Source organism: Brevundimonas albigilva (assembly GCF_023503965.1).
GTDB classification, from domain to species: Bacteria; Pseudomonadota; Alphaproteobacteria; order Caulobacterales; family Caulobacteraceae; genus Brevundimonas; species Brevundimonas albigilva.
The window spans coordinates 1,307,385-1,334,229 of the sequence record NZ_CP097298.1; the positions used below are offsets into that span (position 1 = coordinate 1,307,385).

At 70.3% G+C, this 26,845-nt stretch carries 20 protein-coding genes and 6 pseudogenes; 18 read left to right on the top strand and 8 right to left on the bottom strand.

Going from position 1 to position 26,845, the window contains the following annotated elements:
- Positions 1-7 precede the first annotated feature (7 nt).
- The 10 genes and pseudogenes from MU852_RS06820 (at position 8) to MU852_RS06860 (ending at position 9,950) form a co-directional block, all read left to right on the top strand.
- A complete protein-coding gene (locus MU852_RS06820; protein ID WP_347342374.1) occupies positions 8-1,042 on the top strand; it encodes an endo-1,4-beta-xylanase in 1,035 nt (344 codons plus the stop codon).
- Between the two features lie 85 nt (positions 1,043-1,127).
- Positions 1,128-2,288: a fumarylacetoacetate hydrolase family protein gene (locus MU852_RS06825; protein WP_249751557.1), complete on the top strand. Its 1,161-nt coding sequence runs from the start codon at positions 1,128-1,130 to the stop codon at positions 2,286-2,288.
- Positions 2,285-3,043 (top strand): D-xylose 1-dehydrogenase, encoded by a 759-nt coding sequence (gene xylB, locus MU852_RS06830; protein WP_249751558.1) that lies wholly within the window; start codon positions 2,285-2,287, stop codon positions 3,041-3,043. The genes MU852_RS06825 and xylB overlap by 4 nt, the downstream gene beginning before the upstream one ends.
- 108 nt (positions 3,044-3,151) lie before the next feature.
- Positions 3,152-4,528, top strand: a complete 1,377-nt coding sequence (locus MU852_RS06835; protein WP_249751559.1) for a sugar porter family MFS transporter — start codon at positions 3,152-3,154, stop codon at positions 4,526-4,528.
- Positions 4,529-4,603: 75 nt separating this feature from the next.
- Entirely contained in the window at positions 4,604-6,046 is a 1,443-nt protein-coding gene (locus MU852_RS06840; RefSeq protein WP_249751560.1) for an aldehyde dehydrogenase family protein, read from the top strand.
- 2 nt (positions 6,047-6,048) lie between these two features.
- A complete protein-coding gene (locus MU852_RS06845; protein WP_249751561.1) occupies positions 6,049-6,903 on the top strand; it encodes an SMP-30/gluconolactonase/LRE family protein in 855 nt (284 codons plus the stop codon).
- Positions 6,900-7,565, top strand: coding sequence for an aldose epimerase family protein (locus MU852_RS06850; RefSeq protein ID WP_249751562.1), 666 nt, complete (start codon positions 6,900-6,902; stop codon positions 7,563-7,565). The genes MU852_RS06845 and MU852_RS06850 overlap by 4 nt, the downstream gene beginning before the upstream one ends.
- Positions 7,566-7,902: 337 nt before the next feature.
- A pseudogene (locus MU852_RS17795) lies at positions 7,903-7,962 on the top strand (LacI family DNA-binding transcriptional regulator); the annotation flags it as partial.
- Between the two features lie 154 nt (positions 7,963-8,116).
- A pseudogene (locus MU852_RS06855) lies at positions 8,117-8,940 on the top strand (substrate-binding domain-containing protein).
- Positions 8,937-9,950 carry a cupin-like domain-containing protein gene (locus tag MU852_RS06860; protein WP_249751563.1) on the top strand — a complete coding sequence of 338 codons (1,014 nt, stop codon included), beginning with the start codon at positions 8,937-8,939 and terminating at the stop codon, positions 9,948-9,950. The pseudogene MU852_RS06855 and the gene MU852_RS06860 overlap by 4 nt, the downstream one beginning before the upstream one ends.
- A 67-nt stretch (positions 9,951-10,017) precedes the next feature.
- On the opposite strand, the gene MU852_RS17320 is transcribed toward MU852_RS06860, so the two are convergent.
- Both MU852_RS17320 and MU852_RS06865 read right to left on the bottom strand, forming a co-directional pair.
- Complete coding sequence (locus MU852_RS17320) at positions 10,018-10,947, bottom strand: TonB-dependent receptor (RefSeq protein WP_283843856.1); 930 nt, start codon at positions 10,945-10,947, stop codon at positions 10,018-10,020.
- Positions 10,836-13,238, bottom strand: a complete 2,403-nt coding sequence (locus MU852_RS06865; protein WP_283843811.1) for a TonB-dependent receptor — start codon at positions 13,236-13,238, stop codon at positions 10,836-10,838. The genes MU852_RS17320 and MU852_RS06865 overlap by 112 nt, the downstream gene beginning before the upstream one ends.
- Before the next feature lie 182 nt (positions 13,239-13,420).
- On the opposite strand from MU852_RS06865, the gene MU852_RS06870 reads away from it, so the two are divergent.
- From MU852_RS06870 to MU852_RS17325, 7 genes and pseudogenes are all read left to right on the top strand, one after another.
- Positions 13,421-14,935 (top strand): tryptophan halogenase family protein, encoded by a 1,515-nt coding sequence (locus MU852_RS06870; protein WP_249751564.1) that lies wholly within the window; start codon positions 13,421-13,423, stop codon positions 14,933-14,935.
- A gap of 54 nt (positions 14,936-14,989) precedes the next feature.
- Complete coding sequence (locus MU852_RS06875) at positions 14,990-16,438, top strand: tryptophan halogenase family protein (RefSeq protein WP_249751565.1); 1,449 nt, start codon at positions 14,990-14,992, stop codon at positions 16,436-16,438.
- Positions 16,435-16,734 (top strand): cupin-like domain-containing protein, encoded by a 300-nt coding sequence (locus MU852_RS06880; RefSeq protein WP_249751566.1) that lies wholly within the window; start codon positions 16,435-16,437, stop codon positions 16,732-16,734. The genes MU852_RS06875 and MU852_RS06880 overlap by 4 nt, the downstream gene beginning before the upstream one ends.
- 5 nt (positions 16,735-16,739) lie before the next feature.
- Positions 16,740-17,165: pseudogene (locus MU852_RS18195) on the top strand (cupin-like domain-containing protein); the annotation flags it as partial.
- Between the two features lie 356 nt (positions 17,166-17,521).
- Positions 17,522-18,106 carry a hypothetical protein gene (locus tag MU852_RS06885; protein WP_249751567.1) on the top strand — a complete coding sequence of 195 codons (585 nt, stop codon included), beginning with the start codon at positions 17,522-17,524 and terminating at the stop codon, positions 18,104-18,106.
- Complete coding sequence (locus MU852_RS06890; protein ID WP_283843812.1) at positions 18,103-19,524, top strand: glycoside hydrolase family 9 protein; 1,422 nt, start codon at positions 18,103-18,105, stop codon at positions 19,522-19,524. The genes MU852_RS06885 and MU852_RS06890 overlap by 4 nt, the downstream gene beginning before the upstream one ends.
- Positions 19,521-19,952 carry a glycoside hydrolase family 9 protein gene (locus MU852_RS17325; RefSeq protein WP_283843813.1) on the top strand — a complete coding sequence of 144 codons (432 nt, stop codon included), beginning with the start codon at positions 19,521-19,523 and terminating at the stop codon, positions 19,950-19,952. Before MU852_RS06890 ends, MU852_RS17325 begins: the two co-directional genes overlap by 4 nt.
- On the opposite strand, the gene MU852_RS06895 is transcribed toward MU852_RS17325, so the two are convergent.
- From MU852_RS06895 to MU852_RS06915, 6 genes and pseudogenes are all read right to left on the bottom strand, one after another.
- On the bottom strand, positions 19,928-21,094 hold the full coding sequence (locus MU852_RS06895) for a tryptophan halogenase family protein (RefSeq protein ID WP_347342375.1): 1,167 nt from the start codon (positions 21,092-21,094) through the stop codon (positions 19,928-19,930). The genes MU852_RS17325 and MU852_RS06895 overlap by 25 nt on opposite strands.
- Before the next feature lie 92 nt (positions 21,095-21,186).
- Positions 21,187-21,381, bottom strand: a pseudogene (locus MU852_RS17800) (tryptophan 7-halogenase); the annotation flags it as partial.
- 138 nt (positions 21,382-21,519) lie between these two features.
- Positions 21,520-22,393: pseudogene (gene dapD / locus MU852_RS06900) on the bottom strand (2,3,4,5-tetrahydropyridine-2,6-dicarboxylate N-succinyltransferase).
- Positions 22,390-23,049: a pyrimidine 5'-nucleotidase gene (locus MU852_RS06905; RefSeq protein WP_249751568.1), complete on the bottom strand. Its 660-nt coding sequence runs from the start codon at positions 23,047-23,049 to the stop codon at positions 22,390-22,392. The pseudogene dapD and the gene MU852_RS06905 overlap by 4 nt, the downstream one beginning before the upstream one ends.
- A pseudogene (gene argB, locus MU852_RS06910) lies at positions 23,046-23,974 on the bottom strand (acetylglutamate kinase). The gene MU852_RS06905 and the pseudogene argB overlap by 4 nt, the downstream one beginning before the upstream one ends.
- Before the next feature lie 150 nt (positions 23,975-24,124).
- The gene (locus MU852_RS06915; protein WP_249751569.1) at positions 24,125-24,844 is read right to left on the bottom strand and encodes a sulfotransferase family protein; all 720 of its coding nucleotides are present in this window, start codon (positions 24,842-24,844) and stop codon (positions 24,125-24,127) included.
- A 95-nt stretch (positions 24,845-24,939) separates the two neighbouring features.
- Here MU852_RS06915 and MU852_RS06920 point away from each other — a divergent pair, with 95 nt between their 5' ends.
- A complete protein-coding gene (locus tag MU852_RS06920; protein WP_249751570.1) occupies positions 24,940-26,841 on the top strand; it encodes a sugar phosphate nucleotidyltransferase in 1,902 nt (633 codons plus the stop codon).
- Positions 26,842-26,845 lie beyond the last annotated feature (4 nt).

Here is a 26,845-nt window from a genome sequence, read left to right on the forward strand (position 1 = left end):
GAACGATCTGGCGCGCGCCAACGGCCGCTTCTTCGGCAGCGCGGTCGGCGCCGGCGACGCGGGCGTCACGGCGTCGCTGGGCGATCCGACCTATCGCCGCCTGCTGACGCGCGAGTGCGGCCTGCTGGTCTGCGAGAACGAAATGAAGTGGTACGTGCTGCGGCCCGACGCCCAGACGTTCGACTTCTCCCGCGCCGATCGGATCGCCGACTTCGCGCGCGAGAACGGCATGGACCTGCGCGGCCACACCCTGCTGTGGCACCATCCGCAGTGGTTCCCGGCCTGGGTGGCGAAGCACGACTTCGGGCCCCAGCCCGCCACGGCGGCCGAGGCCATGGTGGTCGATCACATCCAGCGCGTCGCCGGTCGGTATCCGCAGATCCGCTCTTGGGACGTGGTCAACGAGACGGTGGACGCCGAGACCGGCGAACTGCGCGAGACGCCGCTGTCGCGCGCCATGGGGCAGTCGGTGCTGGACGTGGCCTTCCACGCCGCGCGCGAGGCCGCGCCCCAGGCCCAGTTGGTCTATAACGACTACATGAGCTGGGAGGCCGGGCACGAGAAGCACCGGGCCGGGGTGCTGCGCCTGCTGGAGGGCTTGAAGGCGCGCGGCGTCCCGATCGACGCCCTGGGCGTGCAGAGCCACATCGGCTCGGGCAACAGCGACGACTCGGTCGGCTTCGACACCGCCCAGGAGCGCGAATGGGGCGCCTTCATGGACGAGGTCGTGGGCATGGGGCTGGAGGTCGTGATCACCGAGTTCGACGTCCACGACAAGAACCTGCCCGCCGATATCCCCTCGCGCGACGCCGCCGTCGCCGAACTGGGCCGGCGGTACCTAGATCAGATGCTGGCCTACCCGCAGACGACGGGCGTGGTCGCCTGGGGCATGGCGGATTCCCACAGTTGGCTTCAGGGCAACTGGCCCCGCGCCGACGGCCTGCCCAAACGGCCGACCCCCTATGACGCCGAGGGCCGCGCCAAGCCGCTGCGCACGGCGATCGCGGACGCCTTCCGCGCGGCCCCGCCAAGACCCGCATGAGCCGCCCTTGACGCTCGGGCGTCCGCCCGCGATGATAGCGCTAACACTCAAGAACCGCTTCGCATTGACGGAGCTGGCGGGGGAAATGACGACGCTTATCCACGATCTGCCCGGCGATTGGCGCGAGGGCGTCTTCCTCGGCCGGCTGGCGCTGCCTGAGGGACCGACGCCGGTCCTAGTCCGCAAGGGCCGGGTGCACGACATTTCGGCCTGGGCGCCCACCTCGGCCCAGGCGGCCGCCCGCCCCGACCTGGCCGACGCGCCGGGCCGGGACTTGGGCGACCTGGAAACGCTGGCGCTGAGCCCCGCGTGGAACGACGCCGACGTCGCGCCGCGCCTGCTGTCCCCCGTCGATCTGCAATGCATCAAGGCCTCGGGCGTCACCTTCGCGATCTCGGCCGTCGAGCGCGTCATCGAGGAGCGCGCGCGCGGCGACGCCGACAAGGCGCTGGCCATCCGCGAGGCGCTGGCGGATCGCGTCGGCGCGGACCTTTCGGCCGTGAAGCCCGGCTCGGACCAGGCTTACGCCCTGAAGGACGCCCTGATCGCCGACGGCCTGTGGTCGCAATACCTGGAAGTCGCCATCGGCAAGGACGCCGAGATCTTCACCAAGGCGCCGGTCCTGGCCTCGGTCGGCTGGGGCGAACTGGTCGGCGTGCGTCCAGACAGCGCCTGGAACAACCCCGAGCCCGAGGTCGCCATTCTGTGCGATCCGGCGGGACGTCCCGTCGGCGCGGCGCTGGGCAACGACGTCAACCTGCGCGACATCGAGGGCCGGTCCGCCCTGCTGCTGGGCAAGGCCAAGGACAATAACGCCTCGGCCGCCCTGGGCCCGTTCGTGCGCCTGTTCGACGACGGCTTCGGCATGGACGACGTGCGCGACGCGACGGTGTCGCTGGAGGTGCGCGGCGACGACGGCTTCGTGCTGGAGGGTTCGTCCTCGATGCGGCTGATCAGCCGCGACCCGCTGGACCTGATCGGCCAGACGTTGAACGAGAACCATCAGTATCCGGACGGCTTCATCCTTTACCTCGGCACCATGTTCGCCCCGATCAAGGATCGCGACGCGCCGGGCCAGGGCTTCACCCACAAGCCGGGCGACGTGGTGACCGTGTCATCCGAACGCCTGGGAACGCTGCGCAACCGCGTGACCACCACCGACCGGGCCCCGCCGTGGACCGTGGGCGTGGTCGAACTGATGTACAATCTGGCCGGTCGCGGCCTTCTGCAGGAGCGATCGATTTGAGCGCCGCCGTCTATCCGTCCCTGAAGGGCAAGCTGGTCGTCGTCACCGGAGGCGGATCGGGCATCGGCGCCGGCTTCACCGAGGCATTCGCCCGGCAGGGCGCGCAGGTGGTCTTCCTGGACGTCGCGGTCGAGGACTCGGAGGCCCTGGCCGCATCGCTGTCCGGCCTGTCGCCGGCGCCGGCGTTCAAGCGATGCGACCTGATCGACATCGCCGCCCTGCAGGCCTGTTTCGCCGAGATCGCGAGCCAGTACGGCGACGTCGACGTCCTGATCAACAACGCCGCCAACGACGACCGCCACAGCCTGACGGAGGTCACGCCCGCCTATTGGGACGACCGCGTCGCGGTGAACCTGCGTCATCTCTATTTCGCCGCCCAAGCCGTGGCGCCGAGGATGCGCGAGCGCGGCGCGGGCGTGATCATCAACCTGGGCTCCATCAGCTGGCACCTGGGGCTGCCGGACCTGTCGCTGTACGAGACGGCCAAGGCCGGGATCGAGGGCATGACCCGGGCCCTGGCGCGCGAACTGGGCGTCGACGGCGTGCGCGTCGTCTGCATCGTGCCGGGCAACGTCCAGACCCCGCGCCAGATGAAGTGGTACACGCCCGAGGGCGAGGCCGAGATCGTCGCCGCCCAATGCCTGAAGGGACGGCTGCAGCCCGCCGACGTCGCGGCGCTGGGCCTGTTCCTGGCCTCGGACGACGCACGTTTGATTACAGGCCACGAGTATTTCGTGGACGCCGGCTGGCGATAGGGTTTCCTAGGATTTTCACGCCCGCGTCAGACGGGCTTCGGGAGGGTATTCAATGGCAGGACCGACGGGGGCTCGGGCCCCGACATCGCGGGGAGCGACCGCGTCAACATGGCCTTCATCGCCCTGATCGTGGCGGTGGCCACCATCGGCGGCTTCATGTTCGGTTATGACTCGGGCGTCATCAACGGCACCCAGGACGGGCTGGAGGCGGCCTTCAACCTGTCGGCGCTGGGCACCGGCTTCAACGTCGGCGCCATCCTGCTGGGCTGCGCCTTCGGGGCCTTCGCCGCCGGCCGTCTGGCGGACGCCATCGGCCGCCGCACGGTGATGCAGATCGCCGCCGTCCTGTTCATCATCTCGGCCGTCTGGGCCGGGGCGGCGGACACCTCGGCCCACTTCATCATCGCCCGCTTCATCGGCGGCCTGGGCGTCGGCGCGGCCTCGGTGCTGTCGCCGGCCTACATCTCCGAAGTGACCCCGGCCTCGATCCGCGGCCGGCTGTCGTCGGTGCAGCAGATCATGATCATCACCGGCCTGACCGGCGCCTTCCTGGCCAACTACATCCTGGCGGCGACGGCGGGCGGATCGACCGCCGAGTTCTGGATGGGCTATCCGGCCTGGCGCTGGATGTTCTGGCTGCAGGTCATCCCGGCCGCCATCTACCTGCTGGCCCTGCTGGTGATCCCGGAAAGCCCGCGGTACCTGGTCGTCAAGAAGAAGGACGCCCAGGCCGAGGCCGTGCTGACCAAGCTGTTCGGCGCCGGCGCCGGCGGGCGCAAGGTGCAGGAAATCCGCGCCTCCCTGGCCGCCGACCACAAGCCCAAGTTCTCCGACCTGCTGGATCCCGTGACCAAGAAGGTCCGCCCCATCGTCTGGGCCGGCCTGATCCTGGCCGTCTTCCAGCAGCTGGTCGGCATCAACATCGTCTTCTACTACGGCGCGGTGCTGTGGCAGTCGGTGGGCTTCTCCGAGAACGACGCGCTGCAGATCAACATCCTGTCCGGCGTCCTGTCGATCGCCGCCTGCCTGGCCGCCATCGGCCTGATCGACAGGATCGGGCGCAAGCCGCTGCTGCTGATCGGTTCGGCCGGCATGTTCGTGACCCTGTCGGTCATGGCCTGGTGCTTCTCGCGCGCCGCCCTGGTCGACGGGTCGCTGCACCTGGACGACACCACCGGCCTGATCGCCCTGATCGCGGCCAACGCCTATGTCGTCTTCTTCAACTTCAGCTGGGGCCCGGTCATGTGGGTCATGCTGGGCGAGATGTTCCCCAACCAGATGCGCGGTTCGGCCCTGGCCGTCGCCGGCTTCGCCCAGTGGATCGCCAACTTCGGCATCTCGGTCAGCTTCCCGGCCATGGCCGCCGGCCTGGGCCTGGTGGTGACCTACGGCTTCTACGCCGTCAGCGCCCTGATCTCCTTCTTCCTGGTCCAGGCCTGGCTGAAGGAAACCCGCGGCCGGGAACTGGAAGACATGACCGGCTGACCTATCTAATAGTCTGAGTTATCCCTCACGGGCGGCGCTCCCCGCCGCCCGTTTCCACACCGAAAGGACGCCCCCATGACCGACACGCTTGAACTCTCCCACTGGATCGGCGGCGAGAAGGTCGCGGGCGACCGTCCGGGCGAAAGCCACAACCCCTCCGACACGCGCGACATCGTGGCCCGCACGCCCAAGGGCGGCGCCGCCGAGGTCGACCAGGCCGTCGTCGCCGCGACCGACGCCTTCGAGGCCTGGTCCGAAGCCTCGCCCGAGGTCCGCTTCGACGTGCTGGACAAGGCTGGCAGCCTGATCATGGAGCGGCGCGAGCAGATCGGCCGCCTGCTGTCGCGCGAGGAGGGCAAGACCGTCCCCGAAGGCATCGGCGAGACCGTGCGCGCCGCCCGCATCCTGAAGTATTTCGCCGGCGAGGCCCTGCGCGCCCACGGCCAGAACCTGGCCTCCACCCGCCCGGGCGTCGAGGTCCAGACCTATCGCCAGGCCGTCGGCGTGTTCGGCCTGATCACGCCGTGGAACTTCCCCATCGCCATTCCGGCCTGGAAGATCGCCCCGGCCATCGCCTTCGGCAACACCGTGGTCATCAAGCCCGCCGGCCCGACCCCGGCGACCGCCGAGGCCCTGATCGCCGTGTTGCACGAGGCGGGCCTGCCCAAGGGGGTGGTCAACATGATCATCGGCGACGGCGACGTCGGCCGCGCCATCGTCGCCCACGAGGGCGTCACCGGCATTTCGTTCACCGGCTCGCAGGGCGTGGGCGCCGGCGTGGCCGAGGGCGCGGTCAAGCGCCAGGCCCGGGTGCAGCTGGAGATGGGCGGCAAGAACCCGCTGATCGTGCTGGACGACGCCGACCTGGACCGCGCGGTCAACATCGCCCTGGACGGCAGCTTCTTCGCCACCGGCCAGCGTTGCACCGCCTCCAGCCGCCTGATCGTGCAGGACGGCATCCACGACAGGTTCGTCGCCGCCCTGGCCGAGAAGGTCGCGGCGCTTCGCGTCGGCGACGCCCTGGATCCCGACACCCAGATGGGCCCCGCCGTGACCGAGGCCCAGCGGGACACCTCCTACAAGTACATCGACATCGCCCGGGAGTCGGGCGGCCGCATCGTCACCGGCGGCGACCGGCTGACGCTGGACAAGCCCGGCTGGTACGTCCAGCCGACCCTGATCGCCGACACGGCGCCGGACATGCGGATCAACACCGAGGAGGTGTTCGGCCCGGTCGCCTCGACCATCCGGGTTAAGTCCTACGAGGAGGCGCTGTCGGTCGCCAACGGGGTCGAATTCGGCCTGTCGGCCGGCATCGTCACCTCTTCGCTGAAGCATGCGCGCGACTTCCAGCGCCGCGCCAAGGCCGGCATGACCATGGTCAACCTGCCCACGGCCGGCGTCGACTACCACGTGCCGTTCGGCGGCTCGAAGAAGTCGTCCTATGGCGCGCGCGAGCAGGGCTTCGCGGCGGTCGAGTTCTACACCCAGATCAAGACCAGCTATTCGGCGGGGTGAGCATGAGCGAGGCCGAACTGGTCTGGGACGTCCAGGCCGAGCTGGGCGAAGGTCCGGTCTGGGACGCCGCCCGCAAGGCGGTGTGGTTTGTCGACATCAAGGGTCGGCGGCTGCATCGCTACACCCCCGCGACCGGCGACAAGGCGTCGTGGGACGCGCCGGACCAGATCGGCTTCGCCCTGCCCGCCGAGGACGGCGCCCTGGTCTGCGGCGTGCGCGGCGGCCTGCATCGGTTCGATCCGGACAGCGGCGTCTTCGCCCTGATCCTGCCGGTCGAGACCGACCGTCCGCAGAACCGGCTGAACGACGGCTTCGTCGCCCCCGACGGCTCCCTGTGGTTCGGCTCGATGGACGACAGCGAAGAGGTCAGGACCGGCGCCCTGTATCGCTGGGCCGACGGCGAACTGACGCGGCACGACGACGGCTATGGCGTCACCAACGGCCCGTGCCTCAGCCCGGACGGCAAGACCCTGTATCACCACGATACGCTGGAGAAGACGGTCCTGGCCTTCGATCACGACGACGGCGTCCTGTCCAACCGGCGCGTCTTCGCCGTGACCGAGGACGGTTTCGCCGACGGCCCCAGCATGGACGCCGAGGGCGTGCTGCACGTCGGCCTGTTCAACGGCTGGGGCGTGGCGCGCTTCTCGCCGGAGGGCGAGCGCATCGGCGCCATCCGCCTGCCCGTCCAGACGGTGACCAAGGCGGCCTTCGGCGGCGACGATCTTCGCGACCTCTATTGCACCACCGCCTGGCTGGGGAACGCCGACAAGCGGGGCGATCAGCCGACGTTGGGGGGCCTTTATCGCGTGCGGGTCGAGACGCCCGGACTGCCCCAGAACCTGATCCGACTGTGATCCGGCTGGAAGCGGGCGACTGGCGCGCCGAACTGGAGCTGCGGCTGGGCGGCGCGGTCCTGGACCTGACATACCGCGGCCGCCCGATCCTGCGTCCGACGCCCCAGGGGGCGGACGACCCGCTTCAGACCGCCTGCTTCCCCCTGGTTCCCTATGCGAACCGCATCGACCACGGCCGCTTCCGCTTCGAAGGCCAGGCCCACGATGTCGGCGCCACGCCGGGGTTCGAGCCGCACGCCCTGCACGGCGTCGGCTGGCGGACGGCCTGGACGGCGACGCAGGTCGATGCGCGCGCCGCCGTCCTGACGCTGCGCCACGCCGCCGGCGCCGACTGGCCCTGGGCGTTCGAGGCCGAGCAGAGGCTGGTCCTGTCGGACGAGGGCCTGTCGATCGCGCTGTCGCTGACCAACCGCGACGATCGTCCCGCCCCGGCGGGCGTGGGCCTGCATCCCTATTTTCATCGGCCGTTCGACGCGCGGCTTACGCTGGCCGCCCCGCGCGTCTGGCTGAGCGCCGACCTGATCCCGCAAGAGCTGGCCCCCGCCGACGCCCTGTTCGACTGGAGCCGGGGCCCAGGGTCGCCGACGCCCCCTTCGTCGACAACGCCTATGACGGCTGGACCGGAGAGGCGCGGCTGGCGTCCTCGGACGGCGTCGCGGTGATCGACGCGCCGGGCGTCGACCGCGTCCATGTCTATGCTCCCAAGGGCGCCGACTTCGTCTGCATCGAACCCGTCACCCATCGCCCCGACGCGCTGAACGCCCCGGGGGAGAAGCGTCCGGGCTCGTCGTCCTGCAGCCGGGTCACAGCGTTTCCCTTTCGATGAGGATCGGCGTCGCGCCTGAGCCCATGCCTGAGGCCCATGACTGGCGCCGCCGCCCTTCCCCGTCGGCCGCAGGGCCTTAGGCAGGAGGTTCGCGGCGCCGGTTGCGCCATTGGAGGATCAGCGTGCAACGCAAGTCGACCAGGCGGAAGGGCGGCGGCCGGACGATCGACGACGTGGCGCGTCACGCCGGCGTCTCGCCCATGACCGTCTCGCGCGTCATCAACGGCGAACGCAACGTCCGCGACCACCCGCCTGCGCGTCACCGAGGCGATCCGGGAACTGGGCTACGCGCCCAACCAGGCCGCGCGCAGCCTGGCCAGCGCCCAGACGCTGAAGATCGGCCTGCTCTACAGCAACCCCTCGGCCGCCTATCTGAGCGAATTCCTGCTGGGCGGGCTGGACCAGTGCAGCCGCGCCGGCGCCCAGCTGGTGGTCGAGAAGTGCGAACCCGAGGCCGGCGAGACCGTCGCCATCGAACGAATGCTGACCGCCGGCGTCGACGGCGTGCTGCTGCCGCCGCCGCTGTGCGACTCGGCCTTGGTCGTGGACCGGCTGGAGGCGGCCGGCCTGCCCGCCGTCGCCGTGGCCTCGGGCGAACCCATGCCCAGCGTCTCGGCCATCCGGATCGACGACGAGGCGGCGGCCGAGGCCATGACGCGGCATCTGATCGGCCTGGGGCACCGTCGCATCGCCTTCGTGCGCGGCCACCCGAACCAGACTGCCAGCGGGCTGCGCTTCAAGGTTACGCCCAGGCGCTGAAGGCCCACGGGATCGAGGTGGACGACCGGCTGGTGGCCCAGGGCTATTTCACCTACCACTCGGGACTGGACGCCGCCGACCAGCTGCTGACCCTGCGCCGCCGCCCGACCGCCCTCTTCGCCAGCAACGACGACATGGCGGCCGCCGCCATCGCCGTCGCTCACCGCCAGGGCCTGGACGTGCCGCGCGACCTGACCATCGTCGGCTTCGACGACACCGCCCTGGCCAGCACCGTCTGGCCGCCCCTGACCACCATCCGCCAGCCGGTCGCCGAAATGTCGCGCGAGGCCGTCAGCGTGCTGGTCGACGCGATCCGCCGCAAGGCCGACGGCCAGCCCGCCTTGGCGGCGCGCGAGCTGATGGGCTTCGCCCTGATCCGTCGCCAGTCGGACGGCCATCCGCCGGCCGAGCCGGGGGCGCCGCCGGCCAGGGGCCGCAAGGCGGCGTCGTGACGCCTGGCTTCCCCACGCCCGAGACGGCCTGCCCCGTCCTGACGCGGGTGGGTCGCGCGCAGTTCTTCGACGAGATCGTCCCGGCCGGACGGCCGGTGGTGATGCGCGGACTGGTCGGCGACTGGCCCGCTGTCCGCGCCGCCCGCCAGTCGCCCCAGGCGCTGGTCGACCACCTCGGCGCCTTCGATCAGGGCCGGCCCGTGCGGGTGATCGTCACCGACCCGTCCGAGGACGGACGCTTCTTCTATGACGACGCCCTGACTCGGCTGAACTTCCGCAAGCACGAGGGGACGGTGTCGCAGGTGCTGGCCCGGTTGTTGGCGCCGTCCGACGGATCCGCCTTCGCCGCCCAGGCCGTGACGGCGCCCGACATCCTGCCCGGGTTCAGCGCGGCCAACCCCTCGCCCCTGGTCGACGACGACGTGCCCGCCCGGCTGTGGATCAGCACCCAGGCCGTGGTCCAGACCCACTACGACCTCTACGACAACATCGCCTGCGCGGTCTCGGGGCGGCGACGGTTCATCCTGTTTCCGCCCGAGCAGGCGCCGAACCTGTACCTCGGCCCGCTGGAGCATACGCCGGCCGGGGCGCCGGTCAGCATGGTGCGGCTGGACGCCCCCGACCTGGAGCGGTTCCCGCGCTTTCCGACGGCCTGGGCGGCGGCCCAGGTCGCGGACCTGGCGCCCGGCGACGCCCTGTTCATCCCCTTCATGTGGTGGCACCACGTCCAGTCGCTGGACCGGGTCAGCGTGCTGGCGAACTTCTGGTGGAACGCCACGCCGGATCGCGGCGCGATGGCGGCCGTGATCCACGCCATCGCCGCCGTCCGCGACCTGCCCGCGCGCCAGCGCCGGGCCTGGGCCGGCCTGTTCGAGGCCCTGGTGTTCGACGCCGAGACCCCGCCCGGCCGCCATCTGCCGCCCGAACGCCGCGGCGTCCAGGGCCCGCTCGACGCCGCGGCGCAACAGCGGCTGCGCGACATGCTGATCCGAACCCTGTCCCAGGCCTGAGCGCAAAAAGAAGGGGACGCGCCGCGCGCAAGCGACACGTCCCCGGGGAGGCGGAGAACCGGCCGGCCTAGAAGGTGGCGCGGGCGATCAGGGTGAAGCGACGGTCGTTCATGAACCACGAGCGCGGCGCGCGCAGCAGGTCGTTGTTCAGGACCTGGCTGGTGCGGGTGATCTCGTTGGTCAGGTTCACCGCCTGCAGGCCGACCTTCCAGTTGTCGTTGACGGTGTAGAAGATCGAGCCGTCCAGCTGGCCCGTGTCCTCGTTCATGATCGGCGCATACGGAACGATGACGTCACGCGGCGTGATCAGGAACTCCGAACGCCAGGCGTAGGCCAGGCGCGCCGAGATCCGACCCTTCTCGTAGAAGCCCGCCAGATTGACCGTGTGCTTCGACAGGTTCTGCAGCGGCAGCAGGCTGGTGTCGACGTTGGACACGCGGCCGGCCGCCACGTCCGGATCGGTCGACGACAGGGTGCTCTGCGCCACGCCTTCGGAGTCGATGTAGGTGTAGTTGGCGTTGACGCCGAAGCCGTCGAACGGGGCGGGCAGGAAGTCGTAGGTCTGCTGATAGGCGACCTCGAAGCCCTTGATCTTGCCGGTCTCGTCCGAGTTGACCGGCGTCGTCACCACCGAGTCGAAGGTGGCCCCGTTGTTGGTGAAGCTCAGGCGCTGGACGCCGTTGGTGATGACGTCTTCCAGCTCCTTGTAGAACAGCGACAGGGTCAGCTGGCCCACATCGGCGAAGTACCATTCCACCGAGGCGTCGTAGTTGGTCGAGAAGATCGGCTTCAGATAGGGATTGCCCACCGAGAAGCGGCCCGTCGGACGACCGTCGACGATGTCCTGCGCGTTCGCCGACAGCGAGATGTTGTAGTAGTTGCGCGTCAGACCCAGGTCCGGCGGCGTGATGGCCTGCGACAGGCCCAGGCGGAACTGCAGGCCGTTGCCCACCTCCAGCTTGGCGTTGAAGCTCGGCAGGAAGTAGTCGTATTCGATTTCGGCCGACGTCTCCTGGCGGGCGCCGTTGGCGAAGTTCCGCGCGCCCTGCCGCACGTCCGGCGCCAGTGCGCAGAACGGGCTGACCTCCTGCCCGGGGGAACCGGCTCCAGGCAGGTCTCCTCGGTCGGGAAGGTGCCCAGGTTGAAGGCGGTGAAGCCCTGCGCCGCCCGCTCGGTCTTCACATAGCGGATGCCGTAGTTGCCGCTCAGATTCCAGCCGTTGTCGAACTCCTTGCCGTAGCGGAGCATGACGTAGAAGGCCGTGGTGTCTTCCTGGATCGGATTGACTTCCTGCGGCAGGAAACCGTCGGCGTCCGCGTCGCAACGCAGCCCCAGCGGGACCCAGTTCTGGGGACAGGCCGCGCCGGCGGCGTTGCGCGACCGCCACTCGTCGCCATAGGCCAGGGCGTAGTCGGCATAGGCCTGATAGTTGTCGATGATGTTCTGGTTGTAGAACAGGCGGGGCTGGTCGCCGGTCGGGACCGGCGCCTGTCCGCGCATGAAGTTCTCGAACGAGAACACCTCGTTGTAGTCCATGGGGTTGAAGCCGGTCGTCCCCGGCGCCCCGTCGGCCTGTGGCACGCCGTCGACCAGGTCGCTCAGCCAGACGGGACCATTGTCGCCCCACTGCTCGGAGAGAACGCCCCAGTTGTAGGTGGTGAAGCGCGCGACCTGATCACGCTTGTTGTAGCGCGCGCCGAAGCGGATCGACCGGACCCAGTCCTGATCGAACGAATAGTCCGCGTCGATGCGGAAGGCGTCGGACTGGCCCTCGCTCATCTCCTTGTGGTCCATCGCCGCGCGCGAGAAGCTGTTATAGGGCGACGAGAAATTGGCGTTGTCGCCGCGATAGTAGCCGGGGCAGGCGGCCGTCGCCGGCCCCTCGCAGGGCGTGCCGTTCAGGAACGGCGGCAGGAAGGTCACGACCGGGACGTCCGACCCCCGGATCTCGATCGCGGCGTTCTGGTAGGTGGAATTCCACAGGGCCGCGTCCAGATTGTCCAGCTCGGAATCGACGTGCTGGTAGTCGAAGTTCAGCGACAGCCGATCGGTCGGCGTCCATTTGAAGTTGAAGCCGTAATCCGTCGTGACCGATTGCTGATAGACGTCGCGGCGCTGGTTGTTGCTCTGCAGGCCGTTGATCGGCGTGCGGGGATCGGGGCCGTTCTGGTCCGCGCGCCACCCGGTGGTGCCGGTGATGACGCCGTTGGTGAACAGGCCGTCCTCGCCGAAATCCAGGGTCGTGCCGCCCTGGGCCTGGGAGTCGCCGTTGGAGGTGACGTTGTCCGTCGCGATCTCCATCGCGTGTTCGGTCCAGGCCTGGGTCGCGTCGGACCGCAGGAACTGGGCCGTGGCGATCATGGTGCGGTCGTTGCTGCGCCATTGGCCCGCGGCCGCATAGCCGCGGCGTTCGCGATCGAAGGTCTGGGACCGGAAGGCCGCGCCGCGCGGGAACCAGACGTCGGCGACCTCGGTCGCGCCGTCGCTCGGCACCACGTCCCCGTTCGAATAGAGGGTGCGCGGGCCGTAGTTGGAGATCTGCTGGCCGTCGCCGCGCGACTTCAGCTGCGAATAGACGGCGTTCAGCATCAGGCCGAACTCGCCGAAGCTGGTTTCCCAGCGATCGCTGATCAGGCCCGAGAAGGTCGGAGTGACCTCCTCGACGAAGTCGCCGTAGCTGGCTTCCGAGGAGAAGGCGACGACGCGGCCGGGGCTGTCGAAGGGCACGCGGGTGCGCAGGTTGACCGTGCCGGCGATGCCGCCCTCGATCAGGTCCGCCGAGGGGTTCTTGAACACATCCACGCCGCCCATCAGCTCGGCGGGCACGTCGGCGAAGCTGAGCGAGCGGCCGTTGTTGGCGGTGAAGGTGTCGCGCCCGTTCAGTTCGGACCGCACGAAGGTCAGGCCGCGCACGACCACGCCCGAGCCTTCGACCGAGAAGTGGTCGGGGTCGACGCCGGCGGCGAAACGGTCGATGGCCACGCCGGGCACGCGTTGCAACGCCTCGGTGACGGATCGGTCCGGCAGGGCGCCGATGTCTTCCGAGGTGATCGAATCGACGAAGACGTCGGAGTTCTGCTTGATCGCCTGGCTGGAACGCAGGCTGGAGCGGATGCCGGTGACGACGACTTCCTCGACCTCGGAAGCCTGGGTCTCGTCGGTCTGCTCCTGGGCCAACGCCGGAAGCGCGGCGGCGCTGACCGCCGCGACGGCGATCAGGGAAACGCCTCCCTTGAGGAAGCTCCCCCTCGTGAACGCAGGACGAATTGCGGGCGTGACGACACGCATGATGTTTAACCTCCCCAAGTCAGCATTTCTTTTGTTAGCGCTACCATCTGGCAGCATGGAAATGTCTGAGTAATCTCGATATCGCAGTCTTTCGCATCGCGCAAGCCCGTTGATTTCGTCAGTCTGCGGGCGGAAGGTCGGGCGGAAATCGCCCCGGAGAGGGCCAAAGGGGAGGCAGTCGAATGGCGAACGGACCGATCCGCGACATCGTCGTCGTCGGCGGGGGAACCGCAGGCTGGATGGCGGCGGCGGCCCTGTCGCGGCTGTCCGGCAACGGCGTCACCCGGGTGGTCCTGGTCGAGTCGGACGCCATCGGCACGGTCGGGGTCGGAGAGGCGACCATTCCGCCGATCCGCACCTTCAACGCCATGCTGGGCCTGGACGAGGCCGACTTCGTCCGCGAGACGCGCGGGACGTTCAAGCTGGGGATCGAGTTCGTCGGCTGGACCCGGCCCGGGCACGCCTACATGCACCCGTTCGGCGCCTTCGGCGCGGACCTGGAAGGCGTGAAGTTCCACCAGGCGTGGCGTCGCCTTCACGACAAGGGCCTGGCCGGGCCGTTCGGCGACTACAACATCTGCGAGGCGGCCGCCCGCGCCGGCCGGTTCGGGCCGGGCGACCCGCGCAATCCGGTCACGCGCACGACCTGGGCCTATCATTTCGACGCCGGTCTCTACGCCGCCTATCTGCGCCGCTACAGCCAGGCGCGCGGCGTGGTTCGTCATGAGGGCCGGGTCGTCTCGGTCGAGCAGCGGCCCGAGGACGGTTTCCTCAGCGCGGTCATGCTGGAAGACGGGCGGAGGCTGGAGGGCGACCTGTTCGTCGACTGCTCGGGCTTCGGCGGGCTGCTGATCGAACAGACCCTGAAGGCGGGCTACGAGGACTGGAGCCGCTGGCTGCCCTGCGACAGCGCCGTCGCCGTCCCCTGCGCCCATCGGGATCCGGGCGTGCTGGACCCCTACACCCGCGCGACGGCCCGGACGGCGGGCTGGCAGTGGCGCATCCCGCTGCAGCACCGCGTCGGCAACGGCCATGTCTATTCCAGCGCCCACGTCTCGGACGAAGACGCGCGCGCCCTGCTGCTGAACCATCTTGAGGGCGAGCCGCTGGCCGAGCCCCGGCGCCTGACCTTCACCACCGGGCGACGAAAGCGGGCGTGGGTGAAGAACTGCGTCGCCCTGGGCCTGGCCTCCGGCTTCCTGGAGCCCCTGGAATCGACCAGCATCCATCTGATCCAGGCGGGCGTCACCAAGCTGCTGGCCCTGTTCCCGGACCGCGGCTTCGACCCGCGCGACATCGCCGAATACAACCGCCTGACCGACCTGCAGATCGAACAGGTCCGCGATTTCATCATCCTGCATTACAAGGCCAACGGCCGCGTCGGCGAACCGTTGTGGGACCATTGTCGCGCCATGACGGTTCCCGAGAGCCTGGAGCGTCGCATGAACCTGTTCCGCCACAAGGGGCGCCTCTTCCGGCACGAGGACGAACTGTTCGCCGAATCGAGCTGGCTGGCCGTCCTGCTGGGCCAGGCGGTGACGCCCCAGGGCCACGACCCCCTGGCCGACGCCCTGCCCCTGCCCGCGCTGGACGCCGCCGCGCGCGAGATCCGCGATCGGGTCTGCGCCGTCGCCCTGGCCATGCCGCCCCAGGCCGAGGTGATCGCGCGCTTCTGCGCCGCGCCGGAGGCCGCGTGATGGACGACCTGCGCATCCGCAAGATCGTCATCGTCGGGGGGAACCGCCGGCTGGATGACCGCCGCCGCCCTGGGCAAGCTGCTGGGTCCGGACTACGCCGAAATCGTCGTCGTCGAATCCGACGAGATCGGCATCGTCGGCGTCGGCGAGGCGACCATTCCCCAGATCGGCATGTTCAACCGGATGCTGGGCCTGGACGAGGACGACTTCGTCAGGAAGACGAAGGGCAGCTTCAAGCTGGGCATCCAGTTCGTCGACTGGGGCCGCAAAGGCCAGACCTACTTCCACCCGTTCGGCCCGTTCGGCGTGGACATGGAGGGCGTCTCCTTCCACGCCTTCTGGCTGCGGCTGGCGCAGGCGGGCGCGCCGCATCCCATCACCGACTATTCGCTCCAGGCCGTCGCGGCCGAGGACGACCGCTTCATGCGCGCCGTCGACGCCGGGCCCAAGTCGCCGCTGTCGAAGATCGCCTACGCCTTCCACTTCGACGCCGGCCTGTACGCCCGCTTCCTGCGCCAGTTCGCCGAGGCGCGCGGCGTGCGTCGCCAGGAGGGCAAGATCGTCCGCGTCGACCAGCGCGCGACCGACGGCTTCATCGAGGCGGTGGCGCTGGAAAGCGGAGAGCGGATCGAGGGCGAGCTGTTCATCGACTGCTCAGGGTTCCGCGGCCTGCTGATCGAGCAGACGCTGAAGGCCGGCTACGAGGACTGGAGCCACTGGCTGCCGTGCGACCGGGCGGTGGCCGCGCCGTGCGAAAGCGCGCCGGTGCTGACGCCCTACACCCGCTCCACCGCCCGGGACGCCGGCTGGCAGTGGCGCATCCCGCTGCAGCACCGCACCGGCAACGGCCACGTCTATTCCAGCCGCTATATTTCAGACGACGAGGCGGCGGGCGTCCTGCTGTCCAACCTGGACGGACGGCCCCTGGCCGACCCCCGCTTCCTGCGGTTCGTCACGGGGCGGCGCAAGCAGGCCTGGGTCAAGAACTGCGTCGCCCTGGGCCTGGCGTCGGGCTTCATCGAGCCGCTGGAATCGACCAGCATCCACCTGATCCAGAGCGGCGTCGCCAAGCTGCTTCAGATGTTCCCCGACCGCACCTTCCCCCAGGCCGACATCGACCGCTTCAACCGCGCCACCCGGCTGGAGATGGAGCAGGTCCGCGACTTCATCATCCTGCACTACAATCTCAGCGAACGGGACGACACGACCTTCTGGCGCCACTGTCGCGACATGGACGTGCCTGAAACGCTGAAGGAGAAATACCGCCTGTTCGAGACGACCGGCCGGATCTTCCGCGAGAACGACGAACTGTTCAACGACACCAGCTGGTTCGCGGTGATGATCGGCCAGGGGATGCGGCCCAAGCGCTTCGATCCCGTCGCCGAGGTGCTGTCGCTGGACGAGACCCAGCGGCGGCTGGCCGAGGTTCGGCGGGTGATGCGCACCTGCGCCGACCAGATGCCCCCGCACGCCGAATTCATCCGCCGGAACTGCGCCGCATGAGCGCGCCCGTCCGCCTGGGCCGCCCGTTGCCGGAAGTCGCGGCCGCCACGCCCGCCGACGTCGTCGCCTGCGCGGCCGAGGGGCGGCCCACGGTGCTGCGCGGCCTGGTCGGCGACTGGCCGGCGGTCCGGGCGGCGCGCGAGAACCGACTGGCCGACTATCTGCGCAGCCTGGACCGGGGCGGGGGCGGCGACGTGATCCTGGGCGGCCCCGAGATCGAGGGACGGCCCTTCTACAACGCGGACCTCTCGGGGCTGAACTTCGAACGCGCGCGCGCCCCCTCGCCGCGCTGCTGACGGCGCTGGAGGCGGCGGCGGACCAGGCGCGTCCGCCCACCATGTACATGGGATCGGTCCCGGCCTCGGCCCTGACGCCCGACTTTTCCGCCGCCAACCCGGCGCCCGGCACGCCCGCCGGCGTCGAGCCCCGGCTGTGGATCGGCAACGCCACCACCATCCAGACCCACTATGACCAGTCGGACAACGTCGCCTGCGCCGTCGGCGGACAGCGGGTCTTCACCCTGTTCCCGCCCGAGCAGGTGGCGAACCTCTATGTCGGCCCGCTGGACTTCACCCCGGCCGGCCAGCCCATCAGTCTGGTGCCGTTCGATCGCGGCGACTGGCGAGAGGACTGGCCGAGGTTCGACGCCGCCGCCGAGGCCGCCCGCCACGCGGTGCTGGAGCCGGGCGACGCCATCTATATCCCGTCGCTCTGGTGGCATCACGTCCAGGCCACGGCGCCGCTGAGCATGCTGGTCAACTATTGGTGGACCGTGGGCCGTCCCGGCGCCCCGTCGCCCTTCGACGCCCTGGTGCTGGCCATCGGCGCCCTGGGCGATCTGCCGCCGGAACGCCGACGCGCCTGGGGCCGCCTTCGACCATTATGTCTTCGAGACGGACGCGCGCACCCACGCCCACCTGCCGCCCGAGCGGCGCGGCGTCCTGGGCGAATCGACCCCGGTGATGCTGGAGCGCATCAAGCGGTTCGTGATGAACGGGCTGGCGCGTCGCTGAGGCCTTGCCAAACGCCCGATTATTGTCTGAGTATTCGCGGACGGCGCGCAGACGCCGATCGGGAGGCGACATGCTCAACAGAATCCTCGGGGCGGCGGCGGCCGTCCTGCTTGCGATCGTTCCCTCGACCGCGCCGCGGGCGCAGGACGACGACATCCTCAAGAACCTCATCAACAACCCCAACGTCGCCAGTTGGCAGGTGCTGGGCGTCAACCGCCCGCCCCGGCCCCAGCATGCCGAGGGCGTTCTGGGCGAGCGGGCGATCCGCATCGCGGCGCGGCGTTCTGACCAGCCCTGGACCGTGGCCGCGCAGATGCCCGTCACCGGCGCCGTCAAACAGGGCGACACCGTGCTGCTGGCCGTCTGGGCCCGCCTGGCCGTCGCCCCGCCCGGCGCCGAGACCAGCCGCCTGCCGCTGCGGGTGCAGGAAAGCACGCCGCCCTACGCCGCCCTGGCCGAGGACGCCGGGACGGTGGGATCGACATGGACCATGATCTACGCCTCGGGCGTCGCCACGAAGGACTATGCGCCGGGCGCGGCCAACCTGGCGGTCCACCTGGCGGGCGCCGACCAGACCGTGGAGCTTGGGCCGGCGCTGCTGCTGAACTTCGGCCAGGACTACGACGCGTCCAAACTGCCCCGGAACACGCCATGAAGACCGCCCTGTCCGCCTGTGTCGCCGCCGCGGCCCTGATCGCCGCCGCGTCGCCCGTCCAGGCGGAGGACCGCCCCGCCATCCGCCTGAACCAGGCGGGTTACGAGGCGGGCGGGCGCATCGGCATGACGATCGCGGCCGACGACGCGACGCCGCTTCCGTGGCGGGTGACGGATGAGGCCGGCACGGTCCGGGCCGAGGGTCTGACCCGGCCGTTCGGCGCCGATGCGGCGTCCGGCGAGCGTGTCCACCAGGTCCGGATCGACGCCCTGCCGGCGGGCGACTACAGCGTGGCCGTCGATGGCCGCCGGCGCGCCTTCCGCGTCGCGCCGCGCCCGTTCGCGACGCTGAAGCGCGACGCCCTGGCCTATTTCTATCAGAACCGCGCCGGGGTCCCGATCCTGGCCCGGCATGTCGAACGTCCCGACCTGGCGCGCGCCGCCGGCCATCCCGAAGAGGTGGTGACCTGCTTCTCCGGACGCGACCAGCGGGGCGCCGACTGGCCGGGCTGCGACTATCGGCTGAACGTCACCGGCGGCTGGTACGACGCCGGCGACCACGGCAAGTACGTGGTCAACGGCGGCATCGCCGTCTGGACCCTGGTCGACGCCTATGAGCGCGGACGCCGGCGGGACCTTGCGCCCTTCGCGGATGGCGCCGCCGACATTCCCGAGGCCGGCGACGGCGTCGACGATCTGCTGAACGAGGCGCGCTACGAGCTGGAGTTCCTGCTGGCGATGCAGGTTCCGGACGGCGCGCGGACAGCGGTGCTGGTCGACGGCGCGCCCCGCGTGATCGACGCGGGCGGCCTGGTCCATCACAAGGTCGCCGACCGCGCCTGGACGGCCCTGCCGATGGCGCCGGCCGACGATCCCCAGCCGCGCTTGCTCTATCCGCCCAGCACCGCCGCGACGTTGAACCTGGCCGCCGTCGCCGGCCAGTGCGCGCGGGTGTGGCGGGACGTCGACCCCGCCTTCGCCGATCGCTGCCTGACCGCCGCACGGCGCGCCTACGCCGCCGCCAAGGCCCGCCCCGGCCTGCTCGCCGACAACCGGTTCGACGGCAGCGGCGCCTATGGCGACGACCAGGTCGCGGACGAATTCTATTGGGCGGCGGCCGAGCTGTGGGCTGCGACCGGAGAGGCGGCCTATGCGGCCGACGCGCGCGCCTCGGCCTATTGGCTGGGCGCGCCGGGCGCGGGCGCGTCGTCGACCGGCGACATCTCCTGGGGCCAGGTCGGCGCGCTGGGGACCATCGCCCTGGCCTCCGCACCGGCGCTCCCGGAGGCCGAGCGGCGCGCCGCGCGCGACGCTCTGACGGCCGCGGCACGCGCCTATCTGGCCGAGGGCGAAACCCAGGGCTACGCCCTGCGCGCGGCGGCGACCGGTTCGGATGGGGATCCAACGGCGCCCTTATGAACCGCGCCATGATCCTGGGCCTGGCTCATGACTTCACCGGCGAGCCCGCATTCCGCCAGGGCGTCGTGGACAGTCTGGACTATCTGCTGGGCCGCAATCCGCTGGATCAGTCCTATGTCTCGGGCTGGGGCGAGCGGCCGATGCGTCATCCGCACCATCGCTTCTGGGCGGCCGGATCCGGTCCCGGCTGGCCCGAACCGCCGGCCGGCGCCCTGTCGGGCGGCCCCAACAACACCGCCATGTCGGACGAGATCGCCAGGCCGATGCGCGGCCATTGCGCCCCGCTGGCCTGCTGGGCCGACCACATCGACGCGTATGCGCTGAACGAGGTCGCCATCAACTGGAACGCGCCCCTGGTCTGGGTCGCGGCCTTCGTCGACCCCGACCCTGTCCCTGCGGAGGCTCAGACGGCTTCGGCCGCGCAGTAGCGGGCGATGTAGGCGTCCTGCGTCGGCAGGCTGTCGGCGGCCCGGCGGATGGCGTCGCGCATCCGCTGCAGCCCCGCCCGCAGGCGGACCGGATCCTCGGCGGCCACGAGGGGGTGCGCCCGCGCCGGCGTCACGTGCTGGCCCAGGAGCACGGCGATCCAGGACGGGTGCTGGAACAGGCCTTCGCGATAGTCCTGGACCACGCCCTTCTCGCGGAACAGCGCGATCCTCTCGGCCAGGCTGTCGGGCGGCGGCGTCTCGCGCACGGCCCGCCACAGCGGAGAATCGTCCCGCTGGGTCGCCTGGTAGTGCAGGATGATGAAGTCGCGGATCCGTTCGTACTGCAGGTCCATCTGCCGGTTGAACGCGCGCGCGGCCGGCGCGTCGCGGGCGTGGGCGGGCCACAGCTCGGTCAGCTTGGTGATCGCGGCCTGGATCAGATAGATGCTGGTTGATTCCAGCGGCTCGATGAAGCCCGAGGCCAGCCCCACCGAGACGCAGTTGGCCGCCCAGTTGCGGGTCCCGTGTCCCGCCAGGAAGCGTAGGTGGTTGGCCTCCTTCAGCGCCTCGCCTTCCAGCAGACCCCTCAGCCGCGTCTCGGCATTGTCCGCGTCCAGGAAGGCGCTGGAATAGACATAGCCGTTGCCGATCCGGTGCTGCAGCGGGATGCGGAACCGCCAGCCGGCCTCCAGCGCCACGGCCTGGGTATAGGCCCGCTTCGGCGCGTCGGAGGCGCACGGCAGGGCCACGGCGCGGTCGCAAGGCAGCCAGCGCGACCAGTCGGTGTAGCCCGCCTTCAGCGTCTGCTCGATCAGCAGGCCCCGAAAGCCGGAGCAGTCGATGAAGAAGTCTCCGGCGATCTCTCGCCCGTCCTCCAGGGTCACGGACCGGATCGTCCCGTCCTCCGGCGACTGCGCCACCGAGGCGATCCGGCCGTCGATCCGGGTCACCCCCCGCGCCTCGGCGAACCGCCGCAGATAGGCGGCGTAGAGGCCCGCGTCGAAATGATAGGCGTAGTCGTACGTCGACAGGACCGAGCGCCTGTCGTCGACGGGCGGGGCGAACCGCCCTTCCCGCGCCGCGACGATCGGCAGGGCGTAGTCATCGATCGATCCGACCCGATCCGCGCCGCCGCCGTGCAGCCAGTAGTGATGGAAGGGCGCGCGCCGCCCAGCGCGCCGTAGTCGCCGAAGGGGTGATAATAGCTATCGCCGATCCGGCCCCAGTCGTCGAAGCGGATGGCCAGCTTGAAGGTCGCCTGGGTCGCCCGCATGAAGTCGGCTTCGTCGATGCCGAGCTTCTGGTTGAAATCGCGGATGTGCGGCAGGGTGGATTCGCCCACCCCCACCGTGCCGATCTCGCTGGATTCGACCAGCGTCACCCGCACGCCCGTCGGAGCGACCAGGGCGGCCAGCGCCGCCGCGCTCATCCAGCCGGCGGTCCCGCCGCCGACGATGACGACGTCCTCGATCCGCGTCCTGTCGCCCGTCACGCCCGCCCCATTTGTCCGACCTTTTTCCGATCTATGACCCAGCTTCGCGGCGGGGCCAAGTCGGGGCGGAAAGCATCAGTCGCGCAGAAGTTCGTTGACCCCGGTCTTGGCGCGGGTCTGGGCGTCGACGCGCTTGACGATGACGGCGCAATACAGCGACGGACCGCCATTGGCGTCCGGCAGGGATCCCGGCACCACGACCGAGTACGCCGGCACCTCGCCCCGGAAGACTTCGCCGGTCGCGCGATCCACGATCTTGGTCGAGGCCGACAGATAGACGCCCATCGCCAGGACCGCGCCCTCGCGCACGATCACGCCCTCGGCCACCTCAGCGCGGGCGCCGATGAAGCAGCCATCCTCGATGATGGTCGGATTGGCCTGCAGCGGCTCCAGCACGCCGCCGATGCCGGCGCCGCCCGACAGGTGCACGTTCTTGCCGATCTGGGCGCAGGAGCCGACCGTGGCCCAGGCGTCGACCATCGCGCCCTCGTCGACATAGGCGCCGATGTTCACGAAGGATGGCATCAGCACCCACGTTGCGGCCGATGAAGGCGCCCTGACGCACGATGGCGCCGGGGACCGAGCGGAAGCCGGCGGCCTGATAATCCGCGGCCGCCCAATCGCCGAACTTGTTGGGCACCTTGTCCCAGAAGGGCCCGACGCCGGGCGCGCCGGAGAAGGACCCCAGGCTGGCGGGGCCGTGGTCGCCCGCGCGCATGATGCGGTTCTCGTTCAGGCGGAAGGACAGCAGCACCGCCTTCTTCAGCCACTGATGCGTCGTCCACACGCCGTCGGCGCCGCGCGAGGCGACGCGGGCCTGGCCCGAATCCAGCAGTTCCAGCGCCGTCTCGACGGCGTCGCGCACCTCGCCGTGCGTGGCGGGCGAGACGTCGGCGCGGTCGTCCCAGGCGGCCTCGATGACGGTTTCCAGATGCGACAGGTCGGTCATGCGGCGTCCTTGAAGGTCAGGTCGGAAAGGAAGTCGAGCAGGTCGGGCGCCTGGTGGTCGATGTGGTCGCCAAGCGGCTTGCCGCGCCCGTCGCCGATCAGCACCGTGGCCATGCCCAGCGCCTTGGCCGGCTCCAGATTGCGCGGCGTGTCCTCGAAGAAGGCGGCGCTGCGCGGCTCGAAGTCGAAGCGCTCGATCATGCGTCGGAAGGCCGACGGCGCCGGCTTGGGCGTCAGGTCCCCGTCCTCGATGGCGAAGACGCCCTCGAAACAGTGGGCCACCCCCAGCCGGTCCAGCACCCGACCGGCGTAGTCGCGCGCGCCGTTGGTGAAGACGAACCGACGCCCCGGCAGGCGCATCAGCTGTTCGGCCAGCCGCGGATTGGGCTCCAGCCCGTCCATCGGCACGTCGTGCACCATCTCCAGGAAATGCTCCGGCTCGATGGTGTAGTTGGCCATCAGCCCAGCCAGGGTCGTGCCGTGCTCGTCCAGGAACTGGCGCTGCAGCACGCCGGCTTCCTGCGGCTCCAGCCCCACGGCCTCGACGACATAGGCGTTGATCCGCGCCTGGACGAGGCCCAGCAGGCCCTGGTCGGGCGGATACAGGGTGTCGTCCATGTCGAACACCCAGGCGGTCACGTGCGACAGGTCGTTCAAGACGCCTTCACCAGGGTGCCGGCGCCGAATTCGGTGAACAGCTCGACCAGCATGGCGTGCGGGCGGCGGCCGTCCAGGATCACCACGGCCTCGACCCCAGCCTCGACCGCGGCCATGGCGGTCTCCAGCTTGGGGATCATGCCGCCGGTGGCGACGCCGTCGCGGATCAGCTGCTTCGCCTCGGGCACGGTCATCTGGCGGATGATCTCGCCGTCGGCGCCCTTGACCCCCGCCACGTCGGTCAGCAGCAGCATCCGCTTGGCGTTCAGCGATCCGGCGACCGCGCCCGCCACCGTGTCGGCGTTGACGTTGTAGGTCTGGCCATCCTCGGCCACGCCGATGGGGGCGATGACCGGCACCCAGTCCTCGGTCTCGGAGGCGATCAGGCCGGCGATCAGCTTGGGGTCCACCTTGGTCGGTTCGCCGACGAAGCTAGGTCCACCTCGTGCTCGATCATGCTGTCGGGGTCGCGCTTGGTCCGGCGCGTCTTCTCGACCGTCAGCAAGCCGGCGTCCTTGCCCGACAGGCCCACGCCGCGCACGTCGGCCTCCTTGCCGGCCATGGTGATCCAGTGGGCGATCTCCTTGTTGACCGCGCCGGACAGGACCATCTCGGCCACTTCCATCGTCGCCGGGTCGGTGACGCGCAGGCCGTCCACGAAGCTGGACTTCACCCCCGCCTTGTCCAGCATGGCGCTGATCTGCGGCCCGCCGCCGTGCACCACGACCGGGTTCACCCCCATCAGCTTCAGCAGCACCACGTCGGCGGCGAACTGCTTGGCCACCGCGCTCTCGCCCATGGCGTGGCCGCCGTATTTGATGACCACGTTCTCGCGGTCATAGACCTGGATATAGGGCAGCGCCTCGGCGAGCGTCTTCGCCGTCTCCCAGCTGCGTTCCTCGGACTGGCGTTCGGTTTCGTTCATGGCGCGCGCATAGCGGGCGCGCGGGGCGCTGTCACGGCGAAACCGGGAGAAAGCGTCAGACGTCCGCCGCGATCCTTCGGTCGAACTCGGCGCGCACGGCGTCCAGTTCCCCGTGGATCGCCGGCTCCTCGCCATGACGCGCCAGATGCGTCAGGGCTTGCCAGGCGCGGACCGCCAGCGGATCGTCGCCGGGCGCGCACGCCGCCTGATGGCGCAGGTCGCGCGACAGGAAGTCATCCACCGCGTGGGGCTGATCCCTGGGCGGCGCGTCCAGCGGCAGGGCCAGCCGCGTCCTGAGCGTGTCCGCAGCCCCCTCCAGTCGGCCAGGAAATCGGACCAGGGCAGGAAGACCCGCGGTCGCCCCCGGCTGGCCGCCTCGGCGTCCAGCACGTGCCGCAACCACAGGCCAAGTCCCTGGCGCGGCGGGAACCCGTTGCGACGGGTCAGGGAGGCGGCGACCTCCGCCGGGTCGCGCAGCGGGCTGACCACGGCGACGTCGTGGCCGGTCGCCTCCAGGACTTCGCCCCAGAACGGGAACAGCCGGCAGACGCGGGGGTCCTTCATCACGATCAGGGACTGGTCGTCGAATTCCGCCCGCAGCAGATGCGCCGCCTCCTGGGCGAAGCCGTCCACGCCGGAAACCGCCGCCAGGTCGAACGGCCGAGGATCGTCCCAGCGCGAGCCGCCGGCGGTCAGAAGACGGTCGTTGAAATCCGCCAGGACGACGCTTTCCCAAAAGCCGCGCGGATTGTCCTGGGCCGGGGACATCAGGGTTCGCGGCGGCGCGGCGCCCAGCATGGACAGCGCGCCGGCGACGGACGACGTGCCGCTGCGATGCATGCCCAGGACCACGATGGCGCTGCGACCCATGAGAACCTCCGTTGGGGCGTGTCGGTCGCGCATAGGCCGTCAGGCGTGCAAATCACAGTCTTTAATGGCGCTCAACCTGCGGCTAGACAGTGTCCATGGCGCTCTATCCCGTGATCATGTGCGGCGGGGCCGGAACGCGGCTCTGGCCCGCCTCCCGTCCGTCGCGCCCCAAGCAGTTCATTCCCCTGGCCGGGAACCGCTCGCTGTTCCAGGAGACCGCGCTTCGGGTCGCCCCCCTGGCCCAGGAGGACGGCCGGCTGATCGTGGTCGGCGGGGTGGGCCATCGCGGCTGGATCATGGACCAGCTGGCCGAGATCGGGGTCGAGGACCGGGTGGAGATCCTGCTGGAGCCCCAGGCGCGCGATTCCGCCGCCGCCATGGCCGCCGCCGCCTTGTGGACCCACGCCCGCGACCCGATGGGCGTCAACATCTTCGTCGCGTCCGATCACCACATCCCCGACCACGACGCCTTTCGCGAAGCCTGCATCGTCGCCGCGGAGGCGGCCCGCGACGGGCGGATCGTCACCCTGGGGGTGCGCCCGTCCGAACCCTCCTCGGCCTATGGCTATATCAGTCCCGAAGGACCCGGCCTGGCCCCGGTGCGAGCCTTTCGCGAAAAGCCCGACGCGCGCACCGCGGCCGACTACATCGCCGCCGGCTACCTGTGGAACAGCGGCAACTTCATCGTCACCGCCGCCACCCTGCTGGACGAGTTGAAGGCCAATGCGCCGGGCGTGGAGATCGCCGTGCGCCAGGCGGTGGCCAATCCGTCGGCGGCCGACCGCGCCGTGCTGGGCCCCGCCTTCCCCGACGCGCCCAAGATCTCCATCGACTATGCGGTGATGGAAAAGACCCGCCACGCCAGCGTGCTGGAGGTCGATTTCGAATGGTCGGACCTGGGCGCCTGGGACGCCATCGCCGCGACCGGCGAAGGGGACTTCGGCCAGCATATCTTCGAGGACGCGGAAGGCTGTCTGGTGCGCGCCCCCGACGGCATGCTGGTCGCAGCCCTGGGCGTGCGCGACCTGGCCATCATCGCCGAACACGACGCCGTCCTGGTGTGCGACCTGGACCGGGCTCAGGACATCAAGCGTCTGGTCGCCCGCATCCAGACGAGTTCGCCCCAACACCTGGATTTCGCCCGCGACGCGCCGGAAACGCTGGACGCGGGCGCAAGGCGCCTGGCCGACTGGCTGCGGCTGCGCGCCCTGCCGCTGTGGAGCAGCGTCGGCGCCTTGGACGACGGGGCCTTCGCCGAGGCGCTGAGCCTTGACGGCCGTCCGGTCCAGGGCGCCCGCAGCGCGCGGGTCCAGGCCAAGCAGATCTGGGCCTACGCCGAAGCCGGCCGCCTGGGCTGGCAAGGGCCGTGGCGTCGCCTGGTGGTGAACGGCGCGGAACGGTTGCGGACCCATTTCCTGCGCGCCGACGGCCTGTGTTGCGCCCGGCTCGGCGACGACGGGGCGCCGGCGGACGGCACGGCCGCCTACGACCAGGTCTTCGTCCTGCTGGCGCTGCGCGCCGCGTGGGGCGTGGCGCCCAACGCCGCCGCGCTGGAGGCCTGCGCGGTTTCCATCCGCGACCAGATTCAGGAACGACTGCTGCTGGACACGCGGGCGCCGACGCCCGGATCCAGCGATCCCGTCCACATCGACATCCATCTGCTGGAGGCCTGCCTGGCGTGGGAGACCGTCGGCGACGCCCAGTGGATCGCTGTCGCCGACACCCTGGCCGCCCCCGCCCGCGCGCGTCTGGAGGCGGCGACAGAACGGGCCTATCCCGGAGGCGTCGCGCCAGGACGCCTGTTCGAATGCGCGCGCATCCTGGACCGGCACGCCCGTGCGCGCCGCGGCGCGCCGACCCAGCCCCTGACGATGCGCCTCTACGACGTCGCCACGAAGGGCGTGGACGCCCGCATCCGCGCCGTGACCGAGGCGCTGGACGAGCAGGGCCGCCCCGAGGGGGCCGCACCCGCCTGTGGGCGCAGGCGGAATGGCTGAGGGC

Bases quoted from the DNA above. Each gene is read 5' to 3' on its own strand.
- MU852_RS06845 (WP_249751561.1), top strand. From the start codon at position 6,049: ATGAGCGAGGCCGAACTGGTCTGGGACGTCCAGGCCGAGCTGGGCGAA.
- MU852_RS06825 (WP_249751557.1), top strand. From the start codon at position 1,128: ATGACGACGCTTATCCACGATCTGCCCGGCGATTGGCGCGAGGGCGTC.
- MU852_RS06880 (WP_249751566.1), top strand. From the start codon at position 16,435: ATGAGCGCGCCCGTCCGCCTGGGCCGCCCGTTGCCGGAAGTCGCGGCC.
- MU852_RS06885 (WP_249751567.1), top strand. From the start codon at position 17,522: ATGCTCAACAGAATCCTCGGGGCGGCGGCGGCCGTCCTGCTTGCGATC.
- MU852_RS06840 (WP_249751560.1), top strand. From the start codon at position 4,604: ATGACCGACACGCTTGAACTCTCCCACTGGATCGGCGGCGAGAAGGTC.
- MU852_RS06915 (WP_249751569.1), bottom strand. From the start codon at position 24,844: ATGGGTCGCAGCGCCATCGTGGTCCTGGGCATGCATCGCAGCGGCACG.
- MU852_RS06890 (WP_283843812.1), top strand. From the start codon at position 18,103: ATGAAGACCGCCCTGTCCGCCTGTGTCGCCGCCGCGGCCCTGATCGCC.
- MU852_RS06875 (WP_249751565.1), top strand. From the start codon at position 14,990: ATGACCGCCGCCGCCCTGGGCAAGCTGCTGGGTCCGGACTACGCCGAA.
- MU852_RS06865 (WP_283843811.1), bottom strand. From the start codon at position 13,238: ATGCGTGTCGTCACGCCCGCAATTCGTCCTGCGTTCACGAGGGGGAGC.
- MU852_RS06920 (WP_249751570.1), top strand. From the start codon at position 24,940: ATGGCGCTCTATCCCGTGATCATGTGCGGCGGGGCCGGAACGCGGCTC.
- MU852_RS17325 (WP_283843813.1), top strand. From the start codon at position 19,521: ATGAACCGCGCCATGATCCTGGGCCTGGCTCATGACTTCACCGGCGAG.
- MU852_RS06870 (WP_249751564.1), top strand. From the start codon at position 13,421: ATGGCGAACGGACCGATCCGCGACATCGTCGTCGTCGGCGGGGGAACC.
- MU852_RS06835 (WP_249751559.1), top strand. From the start codon at position 3,152: ATGGCCTTCATCGCCCTGATCGTGGCGGTGGCCACCATCGGCGGCTTC.